The sequence below is a fragment of the Planktothrix agardhii genome, assembly GCF_904830935.1.
GTDB classification, from domain to species: Bacteria; Cyanobacteriota; Cyanobacteriia; order Cyanobacteriales; family Microcoleaceae; genus Planktothrix; species Planktothrix agardhii.
Window position 1 is genome coordinate 113,370 of the sequence record NZ_LR882952.1, and the last position, 25,968, is coordinate 139,337.

Consider the following 25,968-nt stretch of genomic DNA (forward strand, 5'->3'; position numbering starts at 1 on the left):
GCGCTTTTCCTAACGACAAAACTCACAGTCCTTTAATCGACTAACCTAATAAGGTTTTAAACAGTTTAATTCCATCGGTATTTCCTAACATGGGATCGGAGGCTCTTTCGGGATGCGGCATCATGCCTAAAACGTTGCCTTGAGGGTTACAAATTCCCGCAATATTATTCAAAGATCCGTTAGGATTTTCTTCGGGTTTCGGGGTTTTATCAGTTCCATAACGGAATAAAACTTGATGATTTGTTTCTAATTCTTCTAGGGTTTTTTCATCAGCATAATAACAGCCTTCCCCGTGGGCAATGGGTAAATTAATTACTTCCCCAACTTGATATTCAGAAGTCCAGGGAATATTACTATTAATTACCGTCAAAGGAGCAGACTCACAAATAAAGTGTAAATCCCGATTTCTAACTAATGCCCCGGGTAATAATCCGGCTTCGGTTAATACCTGAAATCCGTTACAAATTCCTAGAACAAATTTACCTTGGTTGGCGTGTTCAATTGTGGAGCGCATGATCGGAGAAAAACGGGCGATCGCACCACAACGCAAATAATCCCCGTAACTAAAACCCCCCGGAATTACCACCACATCAATATCCGATAAATCCGTATCTTCATGCCAAATCATCCGGGTCGGTTGTCCCAATAATCCTTGAGTGACCCAAGCCACATCTCGATCGCAATTAGAACCCGGAAAAACAATAACCCCAAATTTCATAATGTATTAATCTAGTAAATTATCAATAGAAACAAGTTGATCAAAAAAGATTTTTAGTTCATTTTTGATCAACCAAAATGTTCATCAAATTAATGAGTAACGGCCGCAACTTCCGTTAGATCAAATCTATAGGTTTCAATCACCGGATTTGCTAACACTTGATCGCAAATTCGGTCAAGTTGAGTTTTTGCTTCCGTTTCATCCGTTGCTGAAAGCGTCATTTCAATATATTTACCAATCCGCACCTGTTCAACATTGTCATATCCCAGATGTTGAATACCAGATTTCACCGCCACGCCTTGAGGATCAAGAACAGAAGGACGGAGAGTAATATAAATTCTAGCTTGGTAGTGATGGGTCACAACAATCCCTACTTTAATGGCACAGTATTGATTATCCCTCAAAGATTGAAAAAACGAACCTGTAAGTCTAATTTTCCGTCTGTATGGTTTAAATGGAGTGCATTAACTGTAGGAGAAACTTAAAATGAAATTACGCCATTTAACCCTGATGGGATGGGTTTTTAGCCTGGTTTTAGCCCTTGCTCCCAATGCCTGGGCTAATCTGCAACAAATCAGTCCAGGGGCCTCCGTCTCCCTCTCAGGAACCTCTGGGGGGCCTGTGAATAGTCAGGATTGTGGGTTTATTGCCCAAACCCCAAACCACGTTATTCAAGTTACTGATGATTTACCCTATTGGCGAATTATGGTGACTACATCGGGTTCACCGACCCTATTAATTGATGGCCCCACCGGACGTTATTGTATGTTACCCGAAGGTTCTGCAAATAGCGGTGTTTTACAATATTCGGGTTACGGAACACCCGGTAATTACAACATCTATATTGGCGATCGTCAACAGGGTCAAAACCCTTATCGGATATCAATTTCCGATCAAAAATAAGAGTTTAGTTCCGAAAAAATTGCTCTGATTTAGATTAACAAAGCTGTTAAATATCCCCTGCGAAGTCACCAAACTCATACTGTACAGCGCTTGTCTGTCTGAATAGTTTACTGATAAATATTAAACACCAAAAAACGCCCCCCTTTCGGAGAGCGTCTTTTGTATTATTTAGGTTAAAAATTAACCATTGATTTGAGGAGCAATCAAAGCCACAGGAGCAGATTCACCAGAAGCTAAGTCTAAGGGGAAGTTGTGAGCGTTGCGCTCGTGCATTACTTCCATACCCAGGTTAGCGCGGTTTAACACATCAGCCCAGGTATTGATCACGCGACCGGTAGAGTCGATGATTGACTGGTTGAAGTTGAAACCGTTCAGGTTGAATGCCATGGTGGATACACCCAAAGCGGTGAACCAAATTCCGATTACAGGCCATGCGCCTAACAGGAAGTGTAAGCTACGGCTGTTGTTGAAGCTGGCATATTGGAAGATTAAACGACCAAAGTAACCGTGGGCTGCAACGATGTTGTAGGTTTCTTCTTCTTGACCGAATTTGTAACCGTAGTTTTGAGATTCGGTTTCGGTGGTTTCACGAACTAAGGAAGAGGTAACTAAAGAACCGTGCATGGCGGAGAATAAACTACCACCAAAAACTCCAGCAACTCCTAACATGTGGAAGGGGTGCATTAAGATGTTGTGTTCGGCTTGGAACACTAACATGAAGTTGAAGGTTCCAGAGATACCTAAAGGCATACCATCAGAGAATGAACCTTGACCGATGGGGTAGATCAGGAACACGGCGGCTGCTGCTGCAACTGGTGCAGAGTAGGCGACGCAGATCCAAGGACGCATCCCTAAACGGTAGGAGAGTTCCCATTCCCGTCCCATGTAGCACAGAATCCCAATCAGGAAGTGGAAAATCACTAACTGGTAAGGGCCTCCGTTGTACAGCCACTCATCTAAGCTGGCTGCTTCCCAAATGGGGTAGAAGTGTAAACCGATAGCGTTAGAGGAAGGAACAACTGCACCGGAGATGATGTTGTTTCCGTATAACAGCGAACCAGCTACGGGTTCACGGATACCATCGATGTCTACGGGGGGAGCCGCGACGAAGGCGACGATGTAGCAGATGGTGGCGGTTAATAAGGTGGGTATCATCAGGACTCCGAACCAACCGATATAAATGCGGTTGTTGGTGGATGTCACCCAGTTACAGAACCGTTCCCAGATGGAGGCGCTTTCGCGCTGCTGAATCGTGGTTGTCATGTTGGTTATGATTGCTATGTATTTGTCGAGGTACGTTTGGTATCTATGTCTACTACATTAACGGCTTTGTTACGGTTTGTAAAGTATTTTAACATCAGAGTTTTGCATATAAGCTATAAGTTTTATTAATGTTATCGCTTTTCTGTCACTCTCCAAAAATTTTTGCCGTTTCTGGATTATGGAGCTTTTGCATAGAAAGCGATTTTCAAATGAAGGAGAGTTATCTATATAAATGGGGACGTAAACTTAAAAACAAAGGTAATGCTATAATCACAGTCTAAATAAACAAGAGCTTATCAGAGTTTTCATTTAATTTTCCTTGAACTTCTGTTCTGGCTTGTTCTGTTCTAATTTGATCTTCTAACTTTTGCTGTTTTATCCAGTAGTCTAAATGTTTCATAACTGGATTTATTTTTTATTTTGCTGTTTTAATTGAGTTAATGAATTTTGATAATCCTGCCGATCAGGATATAATTTCACCAACTTTTCTAAGGGTTCAATTGCTCCTTGAATATTATTTTGTTGTAGGCGAACATTCACTAATCCTTCCAATGCTGTGGGGTTATTGGGTTCCCGTTTTAATACAATTTCGTAGCCTTTTTCTTGCTTTTGTAATAAAGCACTTGCAGATTGTTGTTCTGTGGTTTGAGTCGCTTCAGGTTTTTTTTCAAATCCACTTTTAAACACTTTTCCTAATCCAAATATACTCGTTCCAAAAAAAGACAGTATTGATAGGATCATAATCACTCTTTGTACCTGTTTAAAGCGTTCCATTTTACGGATACGCTCTGATCCATATTGTTTTTCTAATGATTGTTTCTCGGCGGGATTCATTGCTTATACCTTCCTCTTATTTTCAATTAGTTGGCTTTTTAATCGTACCTATTTTGAGAATACCCAATGTGATCTCAAAACTAATCAGAACTGAGTTCGGGTAATTCGCCAAACTGTTGACGGTAGCGGTTGAGTAAGGTTTCTAACTCCTGGGAACGTTCTTGGGCTTGTTCGGCTTGAAGTTGGGCTTGTTCGGCCTGAAGTTGAGCTTGTTCGGCCTGAAGTTGAGCTTGTTCGGCCTGAAGTTGGGCTTGTTCGGCTTGAAGTTGGGCTTGTTCGGCTTGAAGTTGGGCTTGTTCGGCTTTTTGTGCGGATAATTCATCGGGTGTCGGCAGAATTTCACCTTCTGAAGTTGCCCATCTTAACCATACCGTTTCAACGGTTTTATAAACCCCTGACCATCGGACTAATGATAAGCCTAATTGTTGACTGAATAACCGATTAAATTGATCGGGAAAAATTGGTTCATAACTACCATTAATTAGGATAAATCCTGCCAAATCATCAGGCTTAAAGGGGTCAAACCAGAAATATTCAGGAACCCGAACTTGATTTTGATAGATAATTTTTTTGTTGGTTTTATCTTCTTGGGCGGTACTGGGTGATAATAGTTCAATGATCACATCGGGGGCTTTTCCTTCTTCCCAAACTACCCAACTTTTTCGCTCTTTTTTGGGAACTCCTAATACGGCAAAAAAATCGGGGCCTTTGAAGTCTTGATTCCGCACTTGGGCTAAACTAAAATAGAGGAACATATTGCCCCCAACATAACCATCTTCTCGGGTTTCTAACCAAGGAATTAATGGATCAATTAGTAAATCCATTTGCATTTTATGGCGTTGGGTTTCCATGGGGACTCCATCGTCAAAGGGTAGTTCGTCTTGGGTAGGAGGTAATATTAACCCAAAGGGGATTGTTTCTTGTGATGGTGACATGGCTCTCAATTAATCAATAGATTAATGATTTTTAGGATATTATATCACAGTCAAATACCGATAGTGTGGGTAGTAACTATTAAATTTACAATCAAACAGTTTGTTGTTGGGCTTCAGCGCTCTTTTTAGGAGTGCTAAAGCCCAACAACTAGGTTGGGTTAGATTGTTTTTGACTTTTAATTAATACATTCGCAAACCAAGGACTAATTAATAATATCAATAACATTCGAGTCATTTGCATAGCTAATACAATTCCGGCATCTCCTCCGAGTTGAATTACCGTTGCGATCATTGCTGTAATTCCTCCGGGTGTGGAACCTAATATCGCCGTCATGGTATCAACTTGGGTAATTTGATGGAAAATATAACCTGCACCTAAACAGAATAAAATTAATATCAGAACTAAAACAATTTCAATTAAAACAGCCTTCCAGAGTTTTTTAGCATTCTGCCAGTCAAACTTTAAACCAACAGAAAACCCGACAAATAATAGCCCAATAGTAAATAGCAAAGGAGGCATTTTAATTGAATATGGAACTGTCCAAAAAACAATTAAACTAACTAGAAACGGCCCCAGAAACAACGATGAAGGTAAACTAAACTTTTCCCCTAAAACGATTCCTAACGCCGCACAACCCCCCATAATTCCGAGGTTGTAAAGCATTGGCAAAGCAGGTGAAGTATTAAGGGGAATAGATACCACAGACCCAATAGCCACATCCCCCGCAAACCAGAACCCGACGAGGGCAGGAACAATTAATGCTACTAATAGAATCCGCAGATATTGTAACAGAGCAACGGCGATCGCATCGGCTCCCATTTCCTCACTCATGGCAATTAAACTGTAACTCGCCCCAGGGACACAACTGAGAAACCCTGTCGCCCGGTCAATTCCGCCCCAGCGCCCTAAAAAATAACCATTCAAAATACTCATCCCCCCGGTCACCAAAATACAGAGCATCAGGGGAAAGGCGTAAGTTCCCATTAAACCGATAGTATTAAGCGAAAAGCCCGTAGCTGTAGAAATCGCCACAATAGCTTGACCGAAAATAAAAAAGATCGGGGGTAGGGGCTGAGGTTTCCCCTGAAACACCGCATAAATAATCCCCGCCACCATTGGGCCAATCAGCCAAGCAACGGGAACCTGCAACCAATTGAATAGATAACCAACGCCCACAGCTAACATAAATAGAGGTAGAAGATGGGCAAGTTGGGGCAAAGTTTGAGATAACTCTTGCCTCCAGTGGGTGAGGGTATTTTGATAGTTTATATTCATTGAATAGAGGCGATTTTTGATTAAAATTCTATGGCTTTGGAATCGATTTAAGAGTCGTTAAAGCCTCATCAACGTGACGCCCAAAATCTAGCATAGAATCAAACAGATGTCGCACCACACCCTCCCTATCAATTACATAGGTAACGCGACCCGGTAGCACCCACATCGTTGCTGGAACACCATAGAGTTGACGAACATTATTCCCGGTATCGCTTAACAAAATAAACGGAAGATTGTATTTTGTGGCAAACTGTTGATGAGATTGGGCCGTGTCTGAACTAATCCCAATTACTTCGGCCCCCGCATCTGTAAAGACTTGATAAGCATCTCGAAAAGCGCAGGCCTCTGCGGTACAGCCAGGAGTATCATCCTTGGGATAGAAGTAGAGGACAACGGATTTTTTTCCCTGAAAGTCTTCGATACTAACTAATTCGCCCGTTTGCGAAGTTAAGGTGAAATCAGGAGCCATATCTCCTACTTTAACAGCCATATTGGTAATAACCCTGTATGATTTGGTGAAATGTTAACATTTGTATCATAGCGCCAACAATGAGATCCAGAGATCCAGCGATTGAAATCGTGGCTACACAACCCAAACCCGCCTGCGCGGATTGAAGATAAAATCAGAGAACATTATGTTAATCTGTTAATTAGTCTGCGTAGGCGGACTTCGTTTGTGTAGCCGCGATTTCAATCGCTGGGTGAAAAATTCTTCGTTTGTGTAGCGACGATTTCAATCGCTGGGTGAAAAATTATGGGTGAAAAATTCATTTGTACTATTTAACTAATTCTCTAAAATAATATTAACCTCAAATTACCATTTTTCCCATGAAAACATTATTAATTTATCCCCAATTCCCGTCTACATTTTGGTCGTATGAAAAAATCCTAGAATTAGTTGATCGCAAAGTATTGTTACCGCCCCTGGGATTAATTACGGTAGCGGCAATTTTGCCTCAAACTTGGCAATTCAAACTGGTTGATCGTAATATTACTGCTGTAACTGAAGCCGAATGGGAATGGGCAGAATTAGTCATTCTTTCGGGAATGATTGTGCAGAAATCCGATTTTATTGCTCAAATTCAAGAAGCCAAAAAACGCGGAAAATTAGTCGCTGTTGGTGGCCCCTATCCCACTTCTGTCCCCCATGAAATTGAAAATTCTGGGGCAGATTTTCTGATTTTAGATGAAGGGGAAATTACCCTACCCATGTTTATAGAAGCTCTGGAAAAAGGTGAAACTTCCGGGGTATTTCGCACAGAAGAAAAACCCAGTGTCACCTCAACTCCTATTCCCCGTTACGATTTATTAGAATTAGATGCCTATGATTCTATGTCGGTACAATTCTCCCGTGGATGTCCGTTTCAATGTGAATTTTGTGACATTATTGTGCTTTATGGTCGCAAACCCCGCACTAAAACTCCAGAACAATTATTAAAGGAATTAGATTATCTTTATGAACTGGGATGGCGACGATCAATATTCATGGTGGATGATAATTTTATCGGCAATAAACGGAATGTGAAATTACTGTTAAAAGCTCTAAAAATCTGGCAAGCGGAACATCAATATCCTTTCCGATTTAATACAGAAGCCTCCATAGATTTAGCCGATGATGGTGAATTAATGGAATCGATGGTGGAATGTAACTTTGATGCGGTTTTTTTGGGAATTGAAACCCCAGATACCAGTAGTTTAGAAATGACCAAAAAATATCAAAATAACCGCAGTCCGTTATTAGAAGCCGTTGATAAAATTATCCGCACTGGCTTACGTCCAATGGCGGGATTTATTCTAGGATTTGATGGGGAAAAACCCGGGGCGGGATATCGAATTATTGAATTTGTCGAAAAATCTGCGATTCCCACGGCTTTATTTAGTATGTTACAAGCCTTACCCAATACGGCGTTATGGCATCGTTTAGAGAAGGAAGGACGGTTAATTAATCCTAAAAAGTTTGATATTAACCAAACCACATTAATTAACTTTGTTCCTACCCGTCCCGTTGAAGAAATTGCCCAAGAATATATTGAAACCTTCTGGCAATTATATGATCCCGAACGTTATTTAGAACGCACCTATCGCTGTTTCTTGAAGTTGGGTGCTCCCAAATGTAATCCCCCAGGTAAATTCCCCAGTTGGATTGATTTAAAAGCCTTAACAACTGTAATTTGGCGACAGGGAATTAAACGCCAAACTCGCTGGAAATTCTGGGGATATTTGTTTAGTATTATCAAACATAATCCCGCCGTCTGCGGGCAGTATTTAACCCTATGCGCCCATAACGAACATTTTTTAGAATATCGCCAAATTGTTAAAACTGAAATTGAACAACAGTTGGCAGAATATCAAGCCCAAAAAGCCCAACTTCCCACCAAAATTCCCGCATAATTCAATCATTAACCCGTAGGGTGCGGCTATTAACGCCCTGTAGAGACGTTCCATGCAACATCTCTACAGGGGAGATTTCAGCTTAATTTCACACTAATGCTTACCCATCCCCTGGTTATTGATAAATTTATTTTAAAGACATAGAATAATAAATGATATTTATACAAAAATATTATTTTTTATAATTTCTTAATAATTCATTTAAGATTTTATTAATTTTTCTGAATTTGCTAGATATGACACCAAAATTGATCAATTTTATGGTAAGTTTCAACTGAAACTCATCAGGATTAAAACTGATAGTTAAATTCAAGTGCATTCTCAAGAGGTTTAATGATGCCACTGACTAAGAAATGTCTTGCCGAGTTCATGGGAACATTTTGGCTAGTTTTTGGAGGGTGTGGATCTGCTGTTTTTGCCGCCGCATTTCCCGATGGAACTACTAACCCCCTTGGGATTGGATTTGCCGGGGTTGCATTAGCTTTTGGTTTAACCGTTTTAACCATGGCCTATGCCATTGGTCATGTTTCCGGTTGCCATCTCAATCCGGCGGTTTCCTTTGGATTATGGGCGGGTAAACGCTTCTCTGGAGGCAAAGATTTAGCCCTTTATATTGGATCTCAAGTTGCCGGGGCAATTGTAGCATCCTTAGTGCTTTATTTAATTGTCAGTGGGAAAGCCGGATTTGATGCAGTGGCTTTTAAAGGTGGTTCTAACCCCTTTGCCACCAATGGATATGGCGAACATTCTCCCGGCGGTTACAATCTCGTTTCCGCTCTGCTGGGTGAATTTGTGTTGACATTTATGTTCTTGATGGTGATTATGGGATCAACCGATAGTCGCGCACCTCAAGGATTTGCCCCGATTGCTATTGGTTTGGGATTAACCTTAATTCACCTAATCGGAATTCCAGTCACCAATGTATCTGTAAATCCAGCCCGTAGCACTGGCCCAGCATTATTTGTTGGCGGTTGGGCAATTCAGCAATTATGGTTGTTTTGGTTCGCCCCTATTTTGGGAGGAATTGCCGCCGGGTTCACCTATAATTCCTTATTTGGTGAATCCCCATCTGATCCGAATTCTTAATCAATCAAAACTCTAAATTAGTCCTCGTTTTGTGTTTAATACTTTCTTCTGTAAGTAGGTGGTCAAAAAGCCCGTTGTTGCGCTTGCTGCGCACCGCTTAATTGCGCAGCAAGCGCAACAACAAGTTTAATTGTATATGCGTTTATTTTTGACCACCTACTGACTCGAAACAGAGGGAGAAAATTAATCAAGGATCAATATTTAGCCCTTATTCTTCCTCTCCAGATTCAGAGGGTTGAATTGAAACTACCGGAGCAATAGAAGTCAGTTTTAACTCAGGATGATCGGCTTCAGCTTGACGACAATTCCATTCATTTTTAAATAGTAAAACCGGACGATCCCAACTATCTTTAACCACCGCAGCGTTAAAAATTCGTCCAACTTTATTTAAAACTTCCCAACCTCCTGTTACCCAACGAGCCACACTATAGGGTAGAGGTTCTAATAGAGTTTCGGCCCCATATTCATTTTGTAATCTAAACTGAACTACCTCAAATTGAAGTTGACCGACCGCCGCCAAAATCGGATCACGTTTAGCTTCATCAATGGAAAACATAATTTGTACCGCTCCTTCTTCTCGCAATTCCAAAACTCCTTTATGGAACTGTTTAAACTTAGAAGGATTAGGATTTTTTAAATAGGCAAATAACTCCGGGGTAAAACAGGGAATCCCTTCATATTCTAATTTTTTGCCCATATAAATTGTATCCCCAATGGCAAAAACCCCAGGATTATTTAATCCAATTACATCCCCAGGATAGGCAGTTTCAATTGATTGTCTTTCCTGAGCAAATAATTTTTGAGGACGGGAAAGACGGACAACTTTTCCCGTGCGGGCATGATTTACCGTCATATCTTTTTCAAATTTTCCTGTACAAACTCGCACAAAAGCCACCCGATCTCGGTGTTTGGCATCCATATTAGCTTGTAGTTTAAATACAAAGCCCGTAAACTCAGGATATTCGGGTTCCATATCCCCCAAGGTACTCAGATGGGAACCGGGTTTTAAAGCATAATCTAAGAAGGAATCTAAGAATAATTGAACCCCAAAATTAGTCATGGCACTGCCGAAGAAAACCGGGGTCATTTTTCCAGCATGAACTAAATCCAGATCAAATTCTGAACCCGCGTGTTCAAGTAGTTCTAATTCTTCTTTTAATTGATGATAAAGATCCGGATCTAATAATTCATTAATTCTAGGATCATCTAAATCAAAAACCCGATCTAAAGCTTCTCGACTGCCGTGGGCGGTACGTTCAAATAAATGAATTTTTTGTTTGCGACGATCAAATACTCCTTGAAAGCGATCACCCGTACCAATTGGCCAATTTATGGGATAGGTTTTTAACCCTAATTCTTTTTCAATTTCATCAAGTAATTCTAAGGGTTCTTGACCCGGACGATCCATTTTATTAATAAAAGTAAAAATAGGCAGACCTCGCAGTTTGCAGACTTCAAAAAGTTTGCGAGTTTGCGGCTCTAAACCCTTGGCGGCATCTTCTAACATCACCGCGTTATCGGCTGCGGCTAAAGTGCGGTAGGTATCTTCACTAAAATCTTGGTGCCCGGGTGTATCTAGCAGATTAATTTGACAGTTGTTATACTCGAACTGCAAAACCGTTGAGGTAATCGAAATTCCCCGTTGTTGTTCCATTGCCATCCAGTCTGAGGTAGCATGACGTTGAGCCTTCCGTACTTTAACAGCACCTGCTTCGTGAATGGCACCTCCGTAGAGGAGTAATTTTTCTGTCAGGGTGGTTTTTCCAGCATCAGGGTGAGAAATAATTGCAAAATTGCGACGTCGCTCAACCTCCGCTTGAATTTCGGTTTGAATTTCGGTTTGAATTTCTGTAGTCATGAGAGCCTAAATCTGGAATTTGTGATCAAACTTATAATCATAGAGGCTAAAGTAGATTTTTGCTCAATATTAACATTAATTAGCTAAATTGTCATCTATCTTTAGCCATAATATTATACTCGATTTCTTTTTCTTCAGTCCATTGCCTATATTTAAACTGATAATTTATTCCCTTAATAGCTAAGGTTGCTAGATAGTTTTCTGCGGTTTCAATAGTTTGCATTGTCCAATTTTTAGCTAATTCCAAATCCTGGGAAATTTTCAAAATTCTGGGGTAGGAATCCAGAGGAGTGAAAATTTCAATATCCTGTAAACCAACTAAACCTTCTCCCGTGGCTTTTAAGTAGGCTTCTTTGCACGTCCAGAGTCGAAAAAATGCAGCATATTGTGCTTCTGAATTAAGGGAATTTAACCACTGATATTCAGAGTCACAAAAAAACCGTTTTGCTAAAGATATAACTTCAATTTCCCGAATATATTCTATATCTATGCCGATATTTTCTTCAAGGGCGATCGCATAAATTGCTTTTCCATGGGCATGAGATAGATTAAAATTTAGGGGTAAGGGAGCTTGATCTAAACTCGGTTTTCCATTAGAACTATACTTAAATTGAATCTGTTTTGCAGACAGGTTTAAATAGTGGCTGAGAATCATTCTTAATGTTCCCCTAGCAATCATAAATGCCTGTTGATCCCGTTCAAACTTAAACCGTCTCGCCCGTTTTAGTTCATCATCAGCCAGAATTTTTTGATAGAATTCTAGGTATTGGGGCGATCGTGTTAGACTGGTTTGCCAAATATGAACCATCTGGGAATATAACTGAAAATCCGATAAAACCATTGTCCTGATTGATCTTATTAATGAAGTCAGCAATTTCACTTGTTTTGTTTAATTCTAGTGCGGATCACCTCAAAAATAAATAGTATGAGACTATTAAGGGTGAATAGATCAGATAATATTAGATAATCAAGGTAAACCGTCCAATCTAACCTGAGATGATCACTATGGAATCCTCAAAAAATCAGCGAAAAAAGCAAGTAAAGCGAAAACTTGAAAAAACACCCACTCCGCAATACGTTGATCACTATATTACCTTAGCTAACCTCAGCTATTACCTGCAATTCCAGCAACAGTATTAAGGAAATTTGATAGATGTCATGCTTCAACTACAGACCGATGTTGATCTCCGGTGATATCATACCGAATGGACAAATAAATTAATACTGAACATGGTTAGCTTAACACCGAATCCTAGTTATAGCGTTACAATTCGTCTGGAACTGCCTAACCGCGCCGGAATGTTGGCTAGTGTTTTTCAAGCGATCGCCACCGTCGGAGGAAATTTAGGTCAAATTGACTTAATGGAACAAACTCTGCACAAAACAATTCGAGAAATTAGTGTAGATGCCTCTAGTGAAGAACACGCAGAACAAATTGTCCAAGCGGTAAAAGGTTTAACTGAGTTAAAAGTATTAGCGGTTTATGACCGAACATTTAATCTCCATCGCGCCGGAAAAATCAGTATTCAAAGTAAAATTCCCCTGAAATCTCAATCGGATTTAGCCATGGCTTATACTCCGGGTGTGGGTCGAATTTGTCAAGCGATCGCTGAAGATCCAGAGCAAATTTATAAGCTGACAATCAAACAAAATACCGTCGCTATTATTACTGATGGTAGTGCGGTTTTAGGCTTAGGAAATTTGGGGCCAGGTGCAGCTTTACCCGTGATGGAAGGGAAAGCCATGCTCTTTAAAGAATTTGGAGATATTGATGCGTTTCCGATTTGTTTGGATACCCAAGATACAGATAAAATCATCGAAACGGTTAAATATCTTGCCCCAGTTTTCGGAGGAATAAATTTAGAAGATATTGCCGCCCCTCGCTGTTTTGAAATTGAAGCTAAACTGCGGGAATGTTTAGATATTCCGATCTTCCATGATGATCAACATGGCACGGCAATTGTGAGTTTAGCCGCCTTAATTAATTCCTTAAAATTAGTTAAAAAATCACGGGAGGATATTCACCTGGTTTTAAACGGGGCGGGTGCTGCGGGGGTAGCAATGGCGCGTTTATTCAAAAAAGCCGGAGTGCGTAATATTACCCTCTGTGATTCTAAGGGAATTATTAGCCATAATCGCACCGATATTAACGAACAAAAACGGGAATTTGCCGTTAACTTATCGGGAACTTTAGCGGATGCGATGAAAGATGCTGATGTGTTTATGGGAGTTAGTGCCCCTGGTGTGGTGACACCGGAAATGGTAAGATCTATGGCAAAAGATCCTATTGTTTTTGCCATGGCTAATCCGATTCCTGAAATTCAACCGGAATTAATTCTTAATGATGTCGCAGTCGTGGCAACAGGACGGAGTGATTATCCCAATCAAATTAATAATGTTTTAGCCTTCCCTGGTCTATTCCGAGGAGCCTTAGATTGTGGGGCTAAAAGTTTAACTATTTCGATGTATTTAGAAGCGGCAAATGCGATCGCTTCTTTAGTCTCTCCCACGGATTTAGATCGGGAATATGTTGTGCCTTCAGTGTTTGATAAACGGGTGGCTACGGCGGTTGCTAGTGCCGTTACCCATACCGCCCGTCAAGAAGGTTTAGCCCGCACTTAATCCATCCTTAATAATCGTAGTGAGTCCTTCAGGACTTTCTTAGAGGCGTTCACGCCTCACTACGATTATTTCTATAAAAAATTTATTTTAGAGAAACAACCATGGCTAAAATTCTTGTGATTGAGGATGAAGAATTAATTCGAGATAACATTGTAGAACTACTAGAAACAGAAAACTTTGAAGTTTTTACTGCTGAAAATGGCAAAATCGGTTTACAATTGGCAATTCAGCATCAACCAGATTTAATTTTGTGTGATGTGAGGATGCCGGAAATAGATGGTTATGGGGTGATCACTGCTTTACAAAACAATCCCATCACGGCAACTATTCCCTTCATCTTCTTAACAGCAAACGCCGATGTAGGTGACCTACGAAAAGGAATGCAGCTTGGGGCTGATGATTATTTAACCAAACCTTGCACCCCCACAGAATTACTCAAAGCTATTGTAATTCGTTTGGAAAAACACGCCATTTTAAAAGCCAATTATAATCATAAATTAACATTAGCTGAATCTAAACTTAATCAACTAATTTATCAAGATAGCACCACTAACTTACCCAACCGTTTATCCCTGTTGGAATATTTTCAACAAATGCTAGATAAGTTGTCATTGCTATCTATTGCCGATCAAAATTGGCAACAAAATGGGATGATACCAATTATCTATTTAGGGATAGATCGGTTTGGCAGAATTAACGATATTTTAGGATATGAAGGGGGAGATTCCCTTTTAAAAGCGGTAGCAGAGCGGTTAAGAAAAAATTTACCTTCCGAGTATATTATTACCCATATTAATGGCAATCAATTTGCAATTTTATTCCCACCAATTCTGGATCAACAACAGATTAAGACCGTAATTAAAAAGTTACAACAGCAGATATCTGACCCCTTTATCTTAACAAATCGGGAAGTTTTGATTACCTTTAGTGCTGGAATTTCCCTTTATCCCCAAGATGGTCGGGATATTATTCAACACCTGCTGCGGGAAGCCAAACAAGCCATGAATCAAGTCAAACAACAAGGAGGAAATGATTATAGTTTTTATATTCCCGCCTCAGAACATCAACTTTCGGAAAGGATTGATTTAGAAGTTGCCTTGCGGTATGCTTTAGAAAGAGAAGAATTTGAACTTTACTATCAACCGCAAGTCAGTTTGAAAACGGGAAATATTATTGGTGCGGAAGCCTTACTTCGCTGGAAACACCCCCAAAAGGGCATGATTTCCCCAATAAAATTTATTCCTATTGCGGAAGAAATAGGTTTAATTGAACCCATTGGCGAATGGGTTTTATCTCAAGCCTGTCAACACAGTAAAGCCTGGCGATCTCAAGGTTTAGGAAATTTGCGCGTGGCGGTAAATTTATCCGGTCGGCAATTCCAAACATCTAATTTGTGCCAAAAGTTAATGGAGATTTTACTCAGTACAGACTGTGAACCGGATTATTTAGAATTAGAATTAACCGAAAGTTCATTAATTCGAGATCCTGAATTATCCATCCAACAGTTACAGGCCTTAAAAGCCCTGGGAGTAACCATAGCCATTGATGATTTTGGGACGGGATATTCTTCTCTCAACTATCTGCAAAAATTCCCCTTTGATGTGCTAAAAATAGATCAATCTTTTGTTCGCAATCTCCATACTAATAAAATCAATGTAGCCATTACAGAATCTTTAATTTACATGGCTCATCTTTTAAATTTAAAGGTGATTGCTGAAGGGATAGAAACTCAAGAAGAATTAAATATCTTGCAGGGCTTTCAATGTGATGAAATTCAGGGGTATCTATTTAGTCGTCCGCTCAATTTAGAGGATTTTCAAACCTTAGTTAGAAGTGGAAGTCAATTAAAAATTTCTCAACCTGAGCCATAAGAATCCTGAATTAACATTATTGAGGAAATTGAAATGACCAAAATTTTAGTAATTGAAAATGAAGAATTCATTCGAGAGAGCATTTTAGAACTGTTAGAAATTGAAGAATTTGAAACCCAGTCCGCCGAGAATGGCAAAATCGGTTTACAAGTTGCTCAAAAATTTAATCCCGATTTAATTTTATGTGATGTGGTCATGCCCGAAATGGACGGTCATGGGGTATTGGAGGCCCTAAGAAAAGCACCAGAAACTAAGATGATTCCGTTTATTTTCCTAACTTCTCAAGGCGATAAATTAGACTTAAGAAAGGGAATGGAACTGGGGGCGGATGATTATTTAATTAAACCATTTACCCCCAAGGAATTGCTGAAAGCGATCGCCACTCAACTAGAAAAAAAAGCATCAGTTGAAAAATTTTCCCAGGAAAAATTAGATGAACTTCGCAACAATATTACCCATTCCCTGCCCCATGAATTAATAACGCCTTTGAATGGAATTTTGGCATCAACGGAAATTTTACTCGATGAATTAGATTCTATGGAAACTAATGAAATTCGTGAAATTGTCGAACAAATTTCCCTATCTGGGAAACGTTTATATCGGTTGATAATGAATTTTCTGCTCTATGCTGAATTAGAACTAATTGCCACCGATCCCAAAAAGATTGCCAGCTTACGTCAGGATAAAACCCTATCCTCGCAAACAGTAATTACGAAAAAAGTAATGGCTCAAGTTCAAGAAGAAAAACGGGAGGCAGATTTATTTCTCAATCTACAAGATGTGGCGATCGCCATGGCAGAAATGAGACTAGAAAAACTGGTTGAAGAATTAGTTAATAATGCCATGAAATTTTCCGCCATCGGACAACCAATTGAAATTAACGGATTTGTTAAAAATTATCAATTTGTTTTATCAGTTAAAAACTTTGGACGAGGAATGACCCCTCAACAAATAGCTCAAATTGGTGCCCATGTTCAGTTTGAACGCAAATTGTATGAACAACAGGGTTCGGGGTTAGGATTAGCCATTGTCCAAAAAATGATCGAACTTTATCAAGGTCAACTGATCATAGAAAGTCCCGACGATCAGCAAACTATTGTAACCGTTTATTTACCTTTGTTTGCTTGACGGTTAACTATGGCTTTTTTATTGGAATAATAACTATAATATTGGGTGATTTATGACAAAAAATAATTGGAAAAAAGAGAAACAATACCTGCTTGACCAACAGGAACAAATAATTGAACAACGGGTACAACAACGCCTGCGGGAACTCCAAACTCCCCCCGCCTCTAACCCGCAACCAAGCATAGAAGCCGAATTAGCACAGGCCCATCAACAGTTAACATTTCACGTCGAAAATTCGCCTTTAGCTGTGATTGAGTGGGATCAGCAGTTTCGGGTCAAACGGTGGTCGCCCCAAGCCGAAAAAATCTTTGGCTGGAAGGCAGAAGAACTGATGGCTCGCCATTGGAATCAGTGGGAATTTGTACATCCAGAGGATTTAGAACAGGTAAATACGATCTCGTCGCGGTTGCTCAATGGTGAGGACAACCGGAATATCTGTTGCAATCGGAACTACACGAAACTTGGCAACTTAGTATATTGTGAGTGGTATAATTCTGTTTTAAAAAATGCAAACGGACAAGTCATTTCTCTTTTATCCTTGATTCAGGATGTTACTATCCGTGAAACAGCCCAACAGGAACTCAAGCGTCGCGCCCGACAACAACAGGTGATTGCCGAATTAGGTCAATATGCCCTCTCACAAACCAACTTAGAGCACCTGGCAAAAAAGGTTGTAACCTTGGTGGGACAAACATTAGGGATCAAATATGTTCAAATTTGGGAATTACTCCCCAACCAAGGCACATTTTTGTTAACGACGGGATTAGGTTTGCGTCCTCGTTCGGTGGGGCGAGTGACCCTGAGCAATACCCCCCAGTCCCAACCGGGCTATACATTATTAGTGAAACAACCCGTTATCGTTGAGAATTTGCAGGTCGAAACCCGCTTTAGCGGTTCGGAATTTTTTTCTAATCATCATATTGTTAGTGGGGTAACAGTTTTAATTTCTGGAAAAGAAAAGCCCGTTGGGGTGTTAGGAATTCATTCTCAGGAGCAACGAACCTTTAGCCCCGATGAAATTAATTTTTTACAAGCGGTTGCTAATATTATTGCCTCTGGTGTAGAGCGCCAACAAGCCGAAGTGGAGTTAAAAATCGTAAACCAAGATTTAGAAGTTCGAGTGGCTGACCGGACAACAGAACTAATTTTCATGAATGAAAAACTCCAGCGCCAAGTTGTCGAGTTAAAGAAAATAGAGTCTCAATTAGAAAATAAAGCTAATCAACAAGCGATTATCGCCGAATTAGGTCAAAAAGCCCTATCAGAAACCAATTTAGTTTCCCTCATTAATGAAGTTGTGATTCAGATTGCTAACAATTTAAACGTTGAATATTGCAAAGTTTTAGAATATAGTTTAGAGGACTGTTTTCTAACCTTAGCAATTTGGGATGAACCCCTTAATAATTATATTCTTCTGAGTCATGAACCCCTATTTTCACTATCCTTAAGCATAAATCAACTCCCCGGTAATCAAGAGGATTTAAGATCTAACTTATTCTCTTGTAGCTGCAAATATAGCCAGGATTTAGAGCCAAAAGAGCTTAATTATGGCAAGTTTAATTTTGTTAATCAAGGAATTTGTATTCCGATTCGGGGACAAAATTACCAGCAGTTAGGACAGATAGAAATTTATGGTAAAAAAAATCAACTGTTTCGCGAAGACGAGGTAAATTATTTGCAAAGTGTGGCAAATATTTTAGCAACGGCAATTGAAAGAAAACAAACGGAAGTAACCCTACGGTTTAGTGAAGAACGATTTAAAATTACGCTAAAAAATTCGCCTATTGTTGTGTTTAATCAAGATTTAGAGTTACGCTACACCTGGATTTATAATCCGACGGGAGCATATGAATCAGAAGCCGTTATTGGTCAATTGGATTTTGATATTTTTCCCCGGGAAAATGCGATTCAACTCACCGAACTGAAACAACAGGTTTTGAACACAAAAGCGGGTTTACGAAAAGAGGTGACTACTAATATAGGGGCGGATATTCAATGCTATGATTTAACCATTGATCCTTTGTGGGATTTAGAAGGAAATATTATCGGAATTACGGGCGCGGCATTAGATATTACCGATCGCAAAAAAGCGGAATTAGAGTTACAAGAAAGTCAACGGTTTATTCAACGAATTACTGACGCTATTCCTAATATTTTATATATTTATGATTTAATTGAAAGTCGCAATATTTATGTGAATCAAGAAATTATTAACATTTTAGGATACACGCCAGAACAAACTTTAGAAAAAGGTTCAAATTTTCTCTCTGAATTGATTCATCCAGACGATTATATCAGTTTAGGAAAACATTATCAGAAAATTACCAAAGCCAAGGACGATGAAATTTTAGAGTTTGAATACCGCATCAAAGATACTCAGGGAAATTGGCATTGGTTGGTCAGTCGAGATACAATTTTTGCTCGGAATTCTGAGGGTAAACCTAAACAAATTTTAGGAGCCGCAACGGATATTACAGAACGGAAAAAGGTAGAAGAACAATTGCGGCTGAGTGAACGAGCGATCGCCTATAGTAGTAATGGTATTGTGATTGCTGATGCTCGAAAACCGGATAACCCCATTGTTTTTGTCAACCCGGCTTTTGAAAAAGTCACTGGATATTCTGCCGCAGAAGCCCTGGGGAAAAATAGCCGTTTTCTTCAAGGTAAGGATCGTAATCAGCCCGAGTTAAAACAAATTAGAACAAGATTAAAACAGAAACAAAATTGCAATGTTGTATTAAGAAATTACCGGAAAGATGGATCTTTATTTTGGAATGAACTAAATATTTCTCCCATTTATGATCAGGAGGGAAATCTCACCCATTATGTAGGAATTCAGAATGATATTACTGAAAATAAATTAGCCCAGGAACGTTTAGGTCAACAAGTGATTCGAGAACGATTAATTGCCACCATTACCCAACGAATTCGAGAATCCTTGGATCTAAAATCTATTTTATCAACAATGGTAACGGAAGTTAAACAATTTTTGAAAGCCGATCGGGTATTAGTGTATCGGATTTACAATGATTATACAGGTTGTGTTATTTCTGAGGCCGTTAGTCCTCAGTGGTCTTCCCTTTTAGAAAAAACTTTTTCTGAAGAAATTTTTCCCTCCCAATGTCATAGCCATTATATTCAAGGCAAAATTGCCTCAATTGCTAATATTAACAAGGGTAATATTTTACCCTGTTTAGTTGAATTTTTAACTCAATTTAAAGTCCAAGCTAAACTAGCGGTTCCTATTATTGAAAATGAGACCTTATGGGGTTTATTAGTTGTCCATCAATGCAGTCAAACTCGACAATGGGAAGCCTGGGAAATTTCCCTACTAGAACAAATTACCAGTCAACTCGCCATTGCGATTCAACAATCTGAACTTTATGAACAATTACAAACAGAATTAAAAGAAAGATCTCTAGCTCAACAATCTTTATTAGTCAGTCAAGAACGATTAAAATATTTGCTATTTTCTAGCCCCGGAATTATTTATAGTGCGAAACCATGGGAAGACTATCAAACCACATTTATTAGTGATAATATCAAGACTCTTTTGGGATATGAGGTTTCCGACTTTACTCAACCTGGATTTTGGTTGAGTCATATTCATCCACAGGATATCGGGAAAATTACAAATCAATTATCTCCATTATCTCCGTTGTTTGAGCAAGGCTATTCTAGTTATGAATATCGTTTTCAACACCAGGATGGTAGCTATCGTTGGATGTATGATCAAGCCAAATTAATCCTCGATGCCCAAGGAAATCCTTTAGAAATAGTTGGATATAGGATTGATATTAGCGAGCGCAAAAGAATTGAAGAACAATTATGGGCCACTACATCTCGATTAAGCACATTGATTGAGAATTTACAGTTAGGGGTTTTAGTTAAGGATGAATTTCAGAAAATTGTATTAATTAATCAAACTTTTTGCGATTTATTTAAGATCAAAGAATCCTCCGATAAACTGATCGGTATGGATGGCAAAACATTTTCCTTTGAATATCAAAATCTATTTAGCGATCCCGCACAATTTATTATTAGAAATAAAGAAGTCATGGGCAGAAAGCGAGTGATCACGAATGAAGAAATCTCTTTAGTTGATGGACGGACTTTTGAACGAGATTATGTTCCGATTATGATTCAAGGAGTCTCTCAAGGTCATTTATGGATGTATCGAGATATTACTGAACGCAAAAAAGCAGAAGATACCCTGGTGACATCCTTACGAGAAAAAGAAGTTTTACTCAAAGAAATTCACCACCGGGTCAAAAACAACTTGCTGGTGGTTTCTAATCTTTTAGAATTTCAATCGGATATGTTCACCGAACCTGAATTAATTAAGGTTTTGGACGATAGCCGAAATCGGATCTATTCCATGGCTTTAATCCATGAAAAACTCTATCGTTCAACTAATTTAGAAAAAATTAATTTTGCAGATTATTTAGAAGATTTAATTGATAATTTATTTGACTCTTATAATATCCAAGCTGGTCAAATTGAGTTTAAACTCGATATTGAACCCGTTGGTTTGAATATTGAAACCGCTCAACCCTGCGGTTTAATTGTGAATGAATTAGTATCTAATACCTTAAAACACGCCTTTCCCAATGGTCGCTCAGGAATTGTTTATCTGGGACTACACCAAAACCAGGAAGATAAAATTATTCTAACTGTTCGAGATAATGGCATCGGTTTTCCCGCCGGAGTAGACTTTAGAAATGTTGAATCCTTGGGAATGGAATTAGTTTGCACTCTCACCGAGCAAATTGAAGGAACTATTACCCTAAACCAAGAAAACGGAACTTTATTTACCCTTAGTTTTTCCGAACTTCAATATCGACATCGGCTTTAATCGGAAGTAATTTTCGGTAGCCTGTATAGCTTCTCCCACGCACTAACAGATTATCCGTATACAGCCAAACTGGATCAAATAAAAAAATGTTAATATAGTTAATAGGGAAAGGAGGGAAAAAAATGGCAGCCATTAAAATTTTAATCGTCGAAGATGAATTGATCATTGCCAAAGGATTGGCGAGGAAATTAGAAAAACTAGAATATGTGGTGGTGGGGATTGCGTCCTCTAGTGTATCGGCATTAGAAAAAGTGACAGAAACCCAACCGGATTTAATTTTGATGGATATTGTAATTAAGGGGGATTTAGATGGAATTGAAACGGCAAAAATTATTCAAGAAAAGTTTAATATTCCGGTTATTTATGTAACAGCTTATGCTGATGATGAAACCTTAGAACGGGCTGAAAAAACGCAATCCTATGGATATATTCTCAAACCGTTTAAGGAGCGAGAAGTTCATGCAGCGATTAAAATTGCCTTAAACAAGCATCAAGCCTCCTTACAAATGCAGCATTCTTTGCAAGAAGCCCAATCGGTTAACGATGATAAATCGCGGTTTTTCTCCATTGCTTCCCATGATTTAAAAACCCCATTAACAGCGATTCAAATGTCCGCCGGAATGTTGAAAGATTATAGTGAAAAATGGCCAGAAGATAAAAAGCAAAAACATTTAGATAGAATTCAAAACTCAGTGCAGAATATGAACAATCTTTTAGAAGATTTGTTAATATTAAGTCAGGCTGAATCTGGGAAACTAATCTTTAGTCCTGAACCCCTAGAAATTGTTGAATTTTGTCAAGCCATTATCGAAGAAATTAAACCCATTGCTAATAATAAAAATCCCCTGGTATTAATCACTTTTCCAGACGTTATTTTGGGAAACTTAGATAAACATTTATTGCGTCATATTTTATTAAATTTGTTATCTAATGCGATCAAATATTCTCCTGATGGGGGTAAAGTAAGCCTGACAATTCACCAAGAGGGTCAATTTGTCCGGTGTGAAGTGGCCGATCAAGGAATTGGTTTACCGAAAGATTATCAAAATAAACTATTTCAACAATTTGAACGCGCTAGTAACGTAGGAAATATTAAAGGGACAGGGTTAGGATTATCAATTGTTAAACAAGCTGTTGATTTACACCAAGGTAAAATTACAGTTAAAAGTGAACCGGGAGAGGGAACAATATTTACGGTAATTTTGCCTTTGTAGACCCTAATTTTTTTATCGTAGTGAGTCCTTTAGGACTCTCTGAGAGCCTTGAAAGGCTCACTACGGTTAACGGCGGCGTAGGACTTCTAAAAGCGTTTTTAGAGTATCTGGAATTGGAGCGATCGCTTCAATTATTTCTCCTGAAATTGGATGATTTAAGGTTAATTTCCAAGCATGAAGCGCCTGTCCGGGTAAATTCACACCAATCGCTTTTCCTCGACTATATTCAGGATCACCCACAATCGGATTTCCCATAGAAGCAGTATGCACCCGAATTTGATGGGTACGTCCGGTTTCTAAGGTAAATAACATTAACGTATAGTTCCCGATTCGTTCTTGCATTTGCCAATGGGTAATGGCTTCCCGTCCCCCGTTTTCTATGGGAACAATTGCCATTCTTTTGCGATCAATCGGATGACGACCAATAGGTTGATTAATCGTTCCTGAATTGGTTTTAGGAACCCCATAAACCACTCCCAAATATTGACGACGGGCAGTTTTAGACTTAATTTGAGCTTGTAAACTTTGCAGGGCAAAATCCGTTTTAGCCACCACTATTGCCCCGGTGGTATCCTTATCTAAACGATGCACAATTCCTGGTCTTTGTACCCCACCAATTCCTGATAATTGATCACAATGGGCTAATAAACGATTAACCAGGGTATCATTCTGATGTCCTGGCGAGGGATGAACTACTAACCCAGCAGGTTTATTTAGAATTAAAAGACAATCATCTTCATATAAAATATCCAGGGGAATATCTACTGCTTCTAAGTCTAAAGGTTCGGGGGGTGGAAGAATAATTTCTAAGCGATCGCCACCTTGCACAGACACTTTTTTAGTCGTACAAACCTGTTGATTAATTTTTACCCATCCCTGGGTAATTAAAGTTTGAATCCGCGATCGAGACAGATCAGGAACCTGTTGAGATAACCACACATCTAACCGTCGATGCTGTTTATCCTGGGGTAAATTTTCCGTATCTACGGTTAACTCAATCAGAGCGGAATCATTCATTATTTTGTTCAGGTTGTTGTTCTAGGGTGATCCCCAAGGTATCTAAGGTGATTCCCAAGTTTTTTTCTAAATTAGTTAAGGCATTCAGATAATCTATTTTAGCATTTAATTCATTATTTTGGGCTTCATTTAATTTAGATTGAAAATCTACTAGATCTAGTAGTCTACGCCCTTGGAACCCCAACTTTATTTTCTCCACTTCATTGCTAAGTTGCAGTTCAGCTAACTTCGTCGCCTGTCGAGATAATTCAACTTTTTTAAAGTTTAATTCAATATCTTGTAAATTTTTAGTCACCTCAGTATTAACTTTTTGTATCGTCTCTTTTAAATCGTTTTCTAATTTTAAAACATTAACTCGACTCCGTTGAAAATCACGCTCTATGCTGCGATCACCCAGGGCTTTACTAAAAGTTAATCCAGCACTTAATTCCGTTCTATTTTCAATAATATTGGGTGCTGGATCATGTCTAACTACGGTTGCTAAATCAATATTCCAACGGCGCTTATTTTCATCAATAACTAATTGTGTTTTTGCGTTTTCTAAATTTAATTTTGCTTTTAAATAACTGGGTTGATGCTCAAGAATAGATTGTCTGATCCGATCAATATCTAAGGTTGGGGGCTGAATTTCTAAGTTTTGAGATGCTATGATATTAACATCTTCATCAATATCTAATAATTCCAATAAATCCAGTCGTCGTTGCCTCAAATTATTTCGAGAACTTAATAAAGCTATTTCTTGATCAGCAACTTGCGATTGTACTGTAATTAGCTCGGCTTTAGCTATGCGTCCAGCATCAATTAAAAACTGGGTGTTTTCTACTGTTTTTTTAGCATTTTCTAAAGCTTGTAAATCAATTTTAACTTCTTCTTGAGCTTGTAATACACGGCGATAGGATATAATAATTTCGGTGGTTTTATCAATTAAAGTAGATTTTAAATCTAGTAAATTAATAGTTTCTTTAATTCGTGCAATTTCAATATCAGCACGATTAACCCTTTGACCTGCTCCCCTTAATAAAGGTTGTTTAAAAACTAATTCTAAATTTTGTCTTAAAACATCTCGATCCGAACCTCCTGAACCTTGATAATTTTGTTGTTGTCGCTGTCCAACCCAACTCATATTCAACTCTCCCCCCGTGGGAATTTTAATCACTAATCCTGCTGATAACCTTAAACCATTGCTCATCACGGTTGAATTTCCTTGAGTAATATCACTCCAGTTAATTGATAAATTCGGGGTAAAATTAGGATTAAATTTATCTTCAGCAACGATTAAATCCTGACGTTGGACAATGCGATCTAAATATTGATTTTTAATCGTCCGGTTATTTTCTAAACCCAAAATAATTACATCATTTAAGGTCAATTCAACGCCATCGATTTCAGTAACAACCGGAACCGGGGGAGACGGTTGAACCTCTGGAGGTTGTTGAGTAATTCTCTGATATTGGGGACGATTAGCGGTTAAATTGAGAGGGGTCATACTATTTTCAATCATTTCCCTAGGATTTGGTTCCTCTGACTCAATTTTAAACGAATAATTACCTATATTAAAAGGTTCAGGATCGGGAGTTAAATATATATTTTTCTCCAAATTATTCAATTCAATAACAGAATTATTGTTGGGGTTGGTATTTTCTAAAATCCCAAAAATATCGTTAGATTTGATAGGATTTGGAGCGATTAAATTTCCCGTGATAAAATCAATCGGAGCCGGGGGAGGAACTGGATTAAAATTAGCTGGAGGTGGAACCGTAGGAATTAGAGGAGAGAATAATTCTAACTTTGTAGAGGATGGATTATTAATCGGTTGAGAAGGAAGGGCTATAAAAATTATCCCGCTTATACCGGAGATTAAAGTTATAATAATTCCTAAAGGTAAAAAATTGAAAGATTCAGATTCAGTTGAATTTTCCGAATTAACTGATGATTCCAACTCTAAATTATGCTGTTCTTCCATAACCATTAATCCTTGATTTTGTGTTCAATTCTTT

20 protein-coding genes are annotated in these 25,968 nt (G+C 38.8%); 8 read left to right on the plus strand and 12 right to left on the minus strand.

What is annotated here, in order from left to right; all coding sequences use genetic code 11:
• Positions 1 to 40: 40 nt before the first annotated feature.
• Entirely contained in the window at positions 41 to 718 is a 678-nt protein-coding gene (gene purQ / locus NMG88_RS00575; RefSeq protein ID WP_254035000.1) for a phosphoribosylformylglycinamidine synthase subunit PurQ, read from the minus strand.
• A gap of 89 nt (positions 719 to 807) precedes the next feature.
• A complete protein-coding gene (gene purS, locus NMG88_RS00580; protein WP_254035001.1) occupies positions 808 to 1,080 on the minus strand; it encodes a phosphoribosylformylglycinamidine synthase subunit PurS in 273 nt (90 codons plus the stop codon).
• Positions 1,081 to 1,204: 124 nt separating this feature from the next.
• Between purS and NMG88_RS00585 the strand changes: the two genes are divergently transcribed.
• Positions 1,205 to 1,621 (plus strand): hypothetical protein, encoded by a 417-nt coding sequence (locus NMG88_RS00585; protein WP_254035002.1) that lies wholly within the window; start codon positions 1,205 to 1,207, stop codon positions 1,619 to 1,621.
• A 180-nt stretch (positions 1,622 to 1,801) separates the two neighbouring features.
• On the opposite strand, the gene psbA is transcribed toward NMG88_RS00585, so the two are convergent.
• The 6 genes from psbA to NMG88_RS00610 form a co-directional block, all read right to left on the minus strand.
• Positions 1,802 to 2,884: a photosystem II q(b) protein gene (gene psbA / locus NMG88_RS00590; protein WP_026787323.1), complete on the minus strand. Its 1,083-nt coding sequence runs from the start codon at positions 2,882 to 2,884 to the stop codon at positions 1,802 to 1,804.
• A 277-nt stretch (positions 2,885 to 3,161) separates the two neighbouring features.
• The gene (locus NMG88_RS22440) at positions 3,162 to 3,284 is read right to left on the minus strand and encodes a hypothetical protein (RefSeq protein ID WP_264478083.1); all 123 of its coding nucleotides are present in this window, start codon (positions 3,282 to 3,284) and stop codon (positions 3,162 to 3,164) included.
• 8 nt (positions 3,285 to 3,292) lie between these two features.
• Positions 3,293 to 3,718, minus strand: a complete 426-nt coding sequence (locus tag NMG88_RS00595) for a tetratricopeptide repeat protein (protein WP_026797445.1) — start codon at positions 3,716 to 3,718, stop codon at positions 3,293 to 3,295.
• 80 nt (positions 3,719 to 3,798) lie between these two features.
• Positions 3,799 to 4,653 (minus strand): Uma2 family endonuclease, encoded by an 855-nt coding sequence (locus NMG88_RS00600; RefSeq protein ID WP_227351402.1) that lies wholly within the window; start codon positions 4,651 to 4,653, stop codon positions 3,799 to 3,801.
• Between the two features lie 148 nt (positions 4,654 to 4,801).
• Positions 4,802 to 5,929: an AbrB family transcriptional regulator gene (locus NMG88_RS00605; RefSeq protein ID WP_254032140.1), complete on the minus strand. Its 1,128-nt coding sequence runs from the start codon at positions 5,927 to 5,929 to the stop codon at positions 4,802 to 4,804.
• 28 nt (positions 5,930 to 5,957) lie between these two features.
• The gene (locus NMG88_RS00610; RefSeq protein WP_042156813.1) at positions 5,958 to 6,419 is read right to left on the minus strand and encodes a peroxiredoxin; all 462 of its coding nucleotides are present in this window, start codon (positions 6,417 to 6,419) and stop codon (positions 5,958 to 5,960) included.
• Positions 6,420 to 6,757: 338 nt separating this feature from the next.
• On the opposite strand from NMG88_RS00610, the gene NMG88_RS00615 reads away from it, so the two are divergent.
• On the plus strand, positions 6,758 to 8,320 hold the full coding sequence (locus NMG88_RS00615; protein ID WP_042156815.1) for a B12-binding domain-containing radical SAM protein: 1,563 nt from the start codon (positions 6,758 to 6,760) through the stop codon (positions 8,318 to 8,320).
• A gap of 333 nt (positions 8,321 to 8,653) precedes the next feature.
• Positions 8,654 to 9,406, plus strand: coding sequence for an aquaporin Z (aqpZ, locus tag NMG88_RS00620; protein ID WP_042156817.1), 753 nt, complete (start codon positions 8,654 to 8,656; stop codon positions 9,404 to 9,406).
• A gap of 208 nt (positions 9,407 to 9,614) precedes the next feature.
• On the opposite strand, the gene prfC is transcribed toward aqpZ, so the two are convergent.
• The gene (gene prfC, locus NMG88_RS00625) at positions 9,615 to 11,264 is read right to left on the minus strand and encodes a peptide chain release factor 3 (protein WP_042156819.1); all 1,650 of its coding nucleotides are present in this window, start codon (positions 11,262 to 11,264) and stop codon (positions 9,615 to 9,617) included.
• Positions 11,265 to 11,355: 91 nt separating this feature from the next.
• Positions 11,356 to 12,105 carry a 4'-phosphopantetheinyl transferase family protein gene (locus tag NMG88_RS00630; protein WP_042156822.1) on the minus strand — a complete coding sequence of 250 codons (750 nt, stop codon included), beginning with the start codon at positions 12,103 to 12,105 and terminating at the stop codon, positions 11,356 to 11,358.
• 389 nt (positions 12,106 to 12,494) lie between these two features.
• Here NMG88_RS00630 and NMG88_RS00635 point away from each other — a divergent pair, with 389 nt between their 5' ends.
• The 5 genes from NMG88_RS00635 (at position 12,495) to NMG88_RS00655 (ending at position 22,954) form a co-directional block, all read left to right on the plus strand.
• The gene (locus NMG88_RS00635) at positions 12,495 to 13,886 is read left to right on the plus strand and encodes a malic enzyme-like NAD(P)-binding protein (protein WP_042156823.1); all 1,392 of its coding nucleotides are present in this window, start codon (positions 12,495 to 12,497) and stop codon (positions 13,884 to 13,886) included.
• Between the two features lie 101 nt (positions 13,887 to 13,987).
• On the plus strand, positions 13,988 to 15,757 hold the full coding sequence (locus NMG88_RS00640; protein WP_254035003.1) for an EAL domain-containing response regulator: 1,770 nt from the start codon (positions 13,988 to 13,990) through the stop codon (positions 15,755 to 15,757).
• Between the two features lie 33 nt (positions 15,758 to 15,790).
• Positions 15,791 to 16,885, plus strand: coding sequence for a hybrid sensor histidine kinase/response regulator (locus tag NMG88_RS00645; protein ID WP_042156828.1), 1,095 nt, complete (start codon positions 15,791 to 15,793; stop codon positions 16,883 to 16,885).
• A gap of 52 nt (positions 16,886 to 16,937) precedes the next feature.
• On the plus strand, positions 16,938 to 21,740 hold the full coding sequence (locus NMG88_RS00650) for a PAS domain S-box protein (RefSeq protein WP_042156830.1): 4,803 nt from the start codon (positions 16,938 to 16,940) through the stop codon (positions 21,738 to 21,740).
• A gap of 122 nt (positions 21,741 to 21,862) precedes the next feature.
• Positions 21,863 to 22,954, plus strand: a complete 1,092-nt coding sequence (locus tag NMG88_RS00655) for a hybrid sensor histidine kinase/response regulator (protein ID WP_042156832.1) — start codon at positions 21,863 to 21,865, stop codon at positions 22,952 to 22,954.
• A gap of 66 nt (positions 22,955 to 23,020) precedes the next feature.
• On the opposite strand, the gene NMG88_RS00660 is transcribed toward NMG88_RS00655, so the two are convergent.
• Positions 23,021 to 23,971 carry an RluA family pseudouridine synthase gene (locus NMG88_RS00660; RefSeq protein ID WP_254032142.1) on the minus strand — a complete coding sequence of 317 codons (951 nt, stop codon included), beginning with the start codon at positions 23,969 to 23,971 and terminating at the stop codon, positions 23,021 to 23,023.
• Positions 23,964 to 25,934, minus strand: coding sequence for a TolC family protein (locus tag NMG88_RS00665; RefSeq protein ID WP_254035004.1), 1,971 nt, complete (start codon positions 25,932 to 25,934; stop codon positions 23,964 to 23,966). Before NMG88_RS00665 ends, NMG88_RS00660 begins: the two co-directional genes overlap by 8 nt.
• Positions 25,935 to 25,968: the final 34 nt, after the last annotated feature.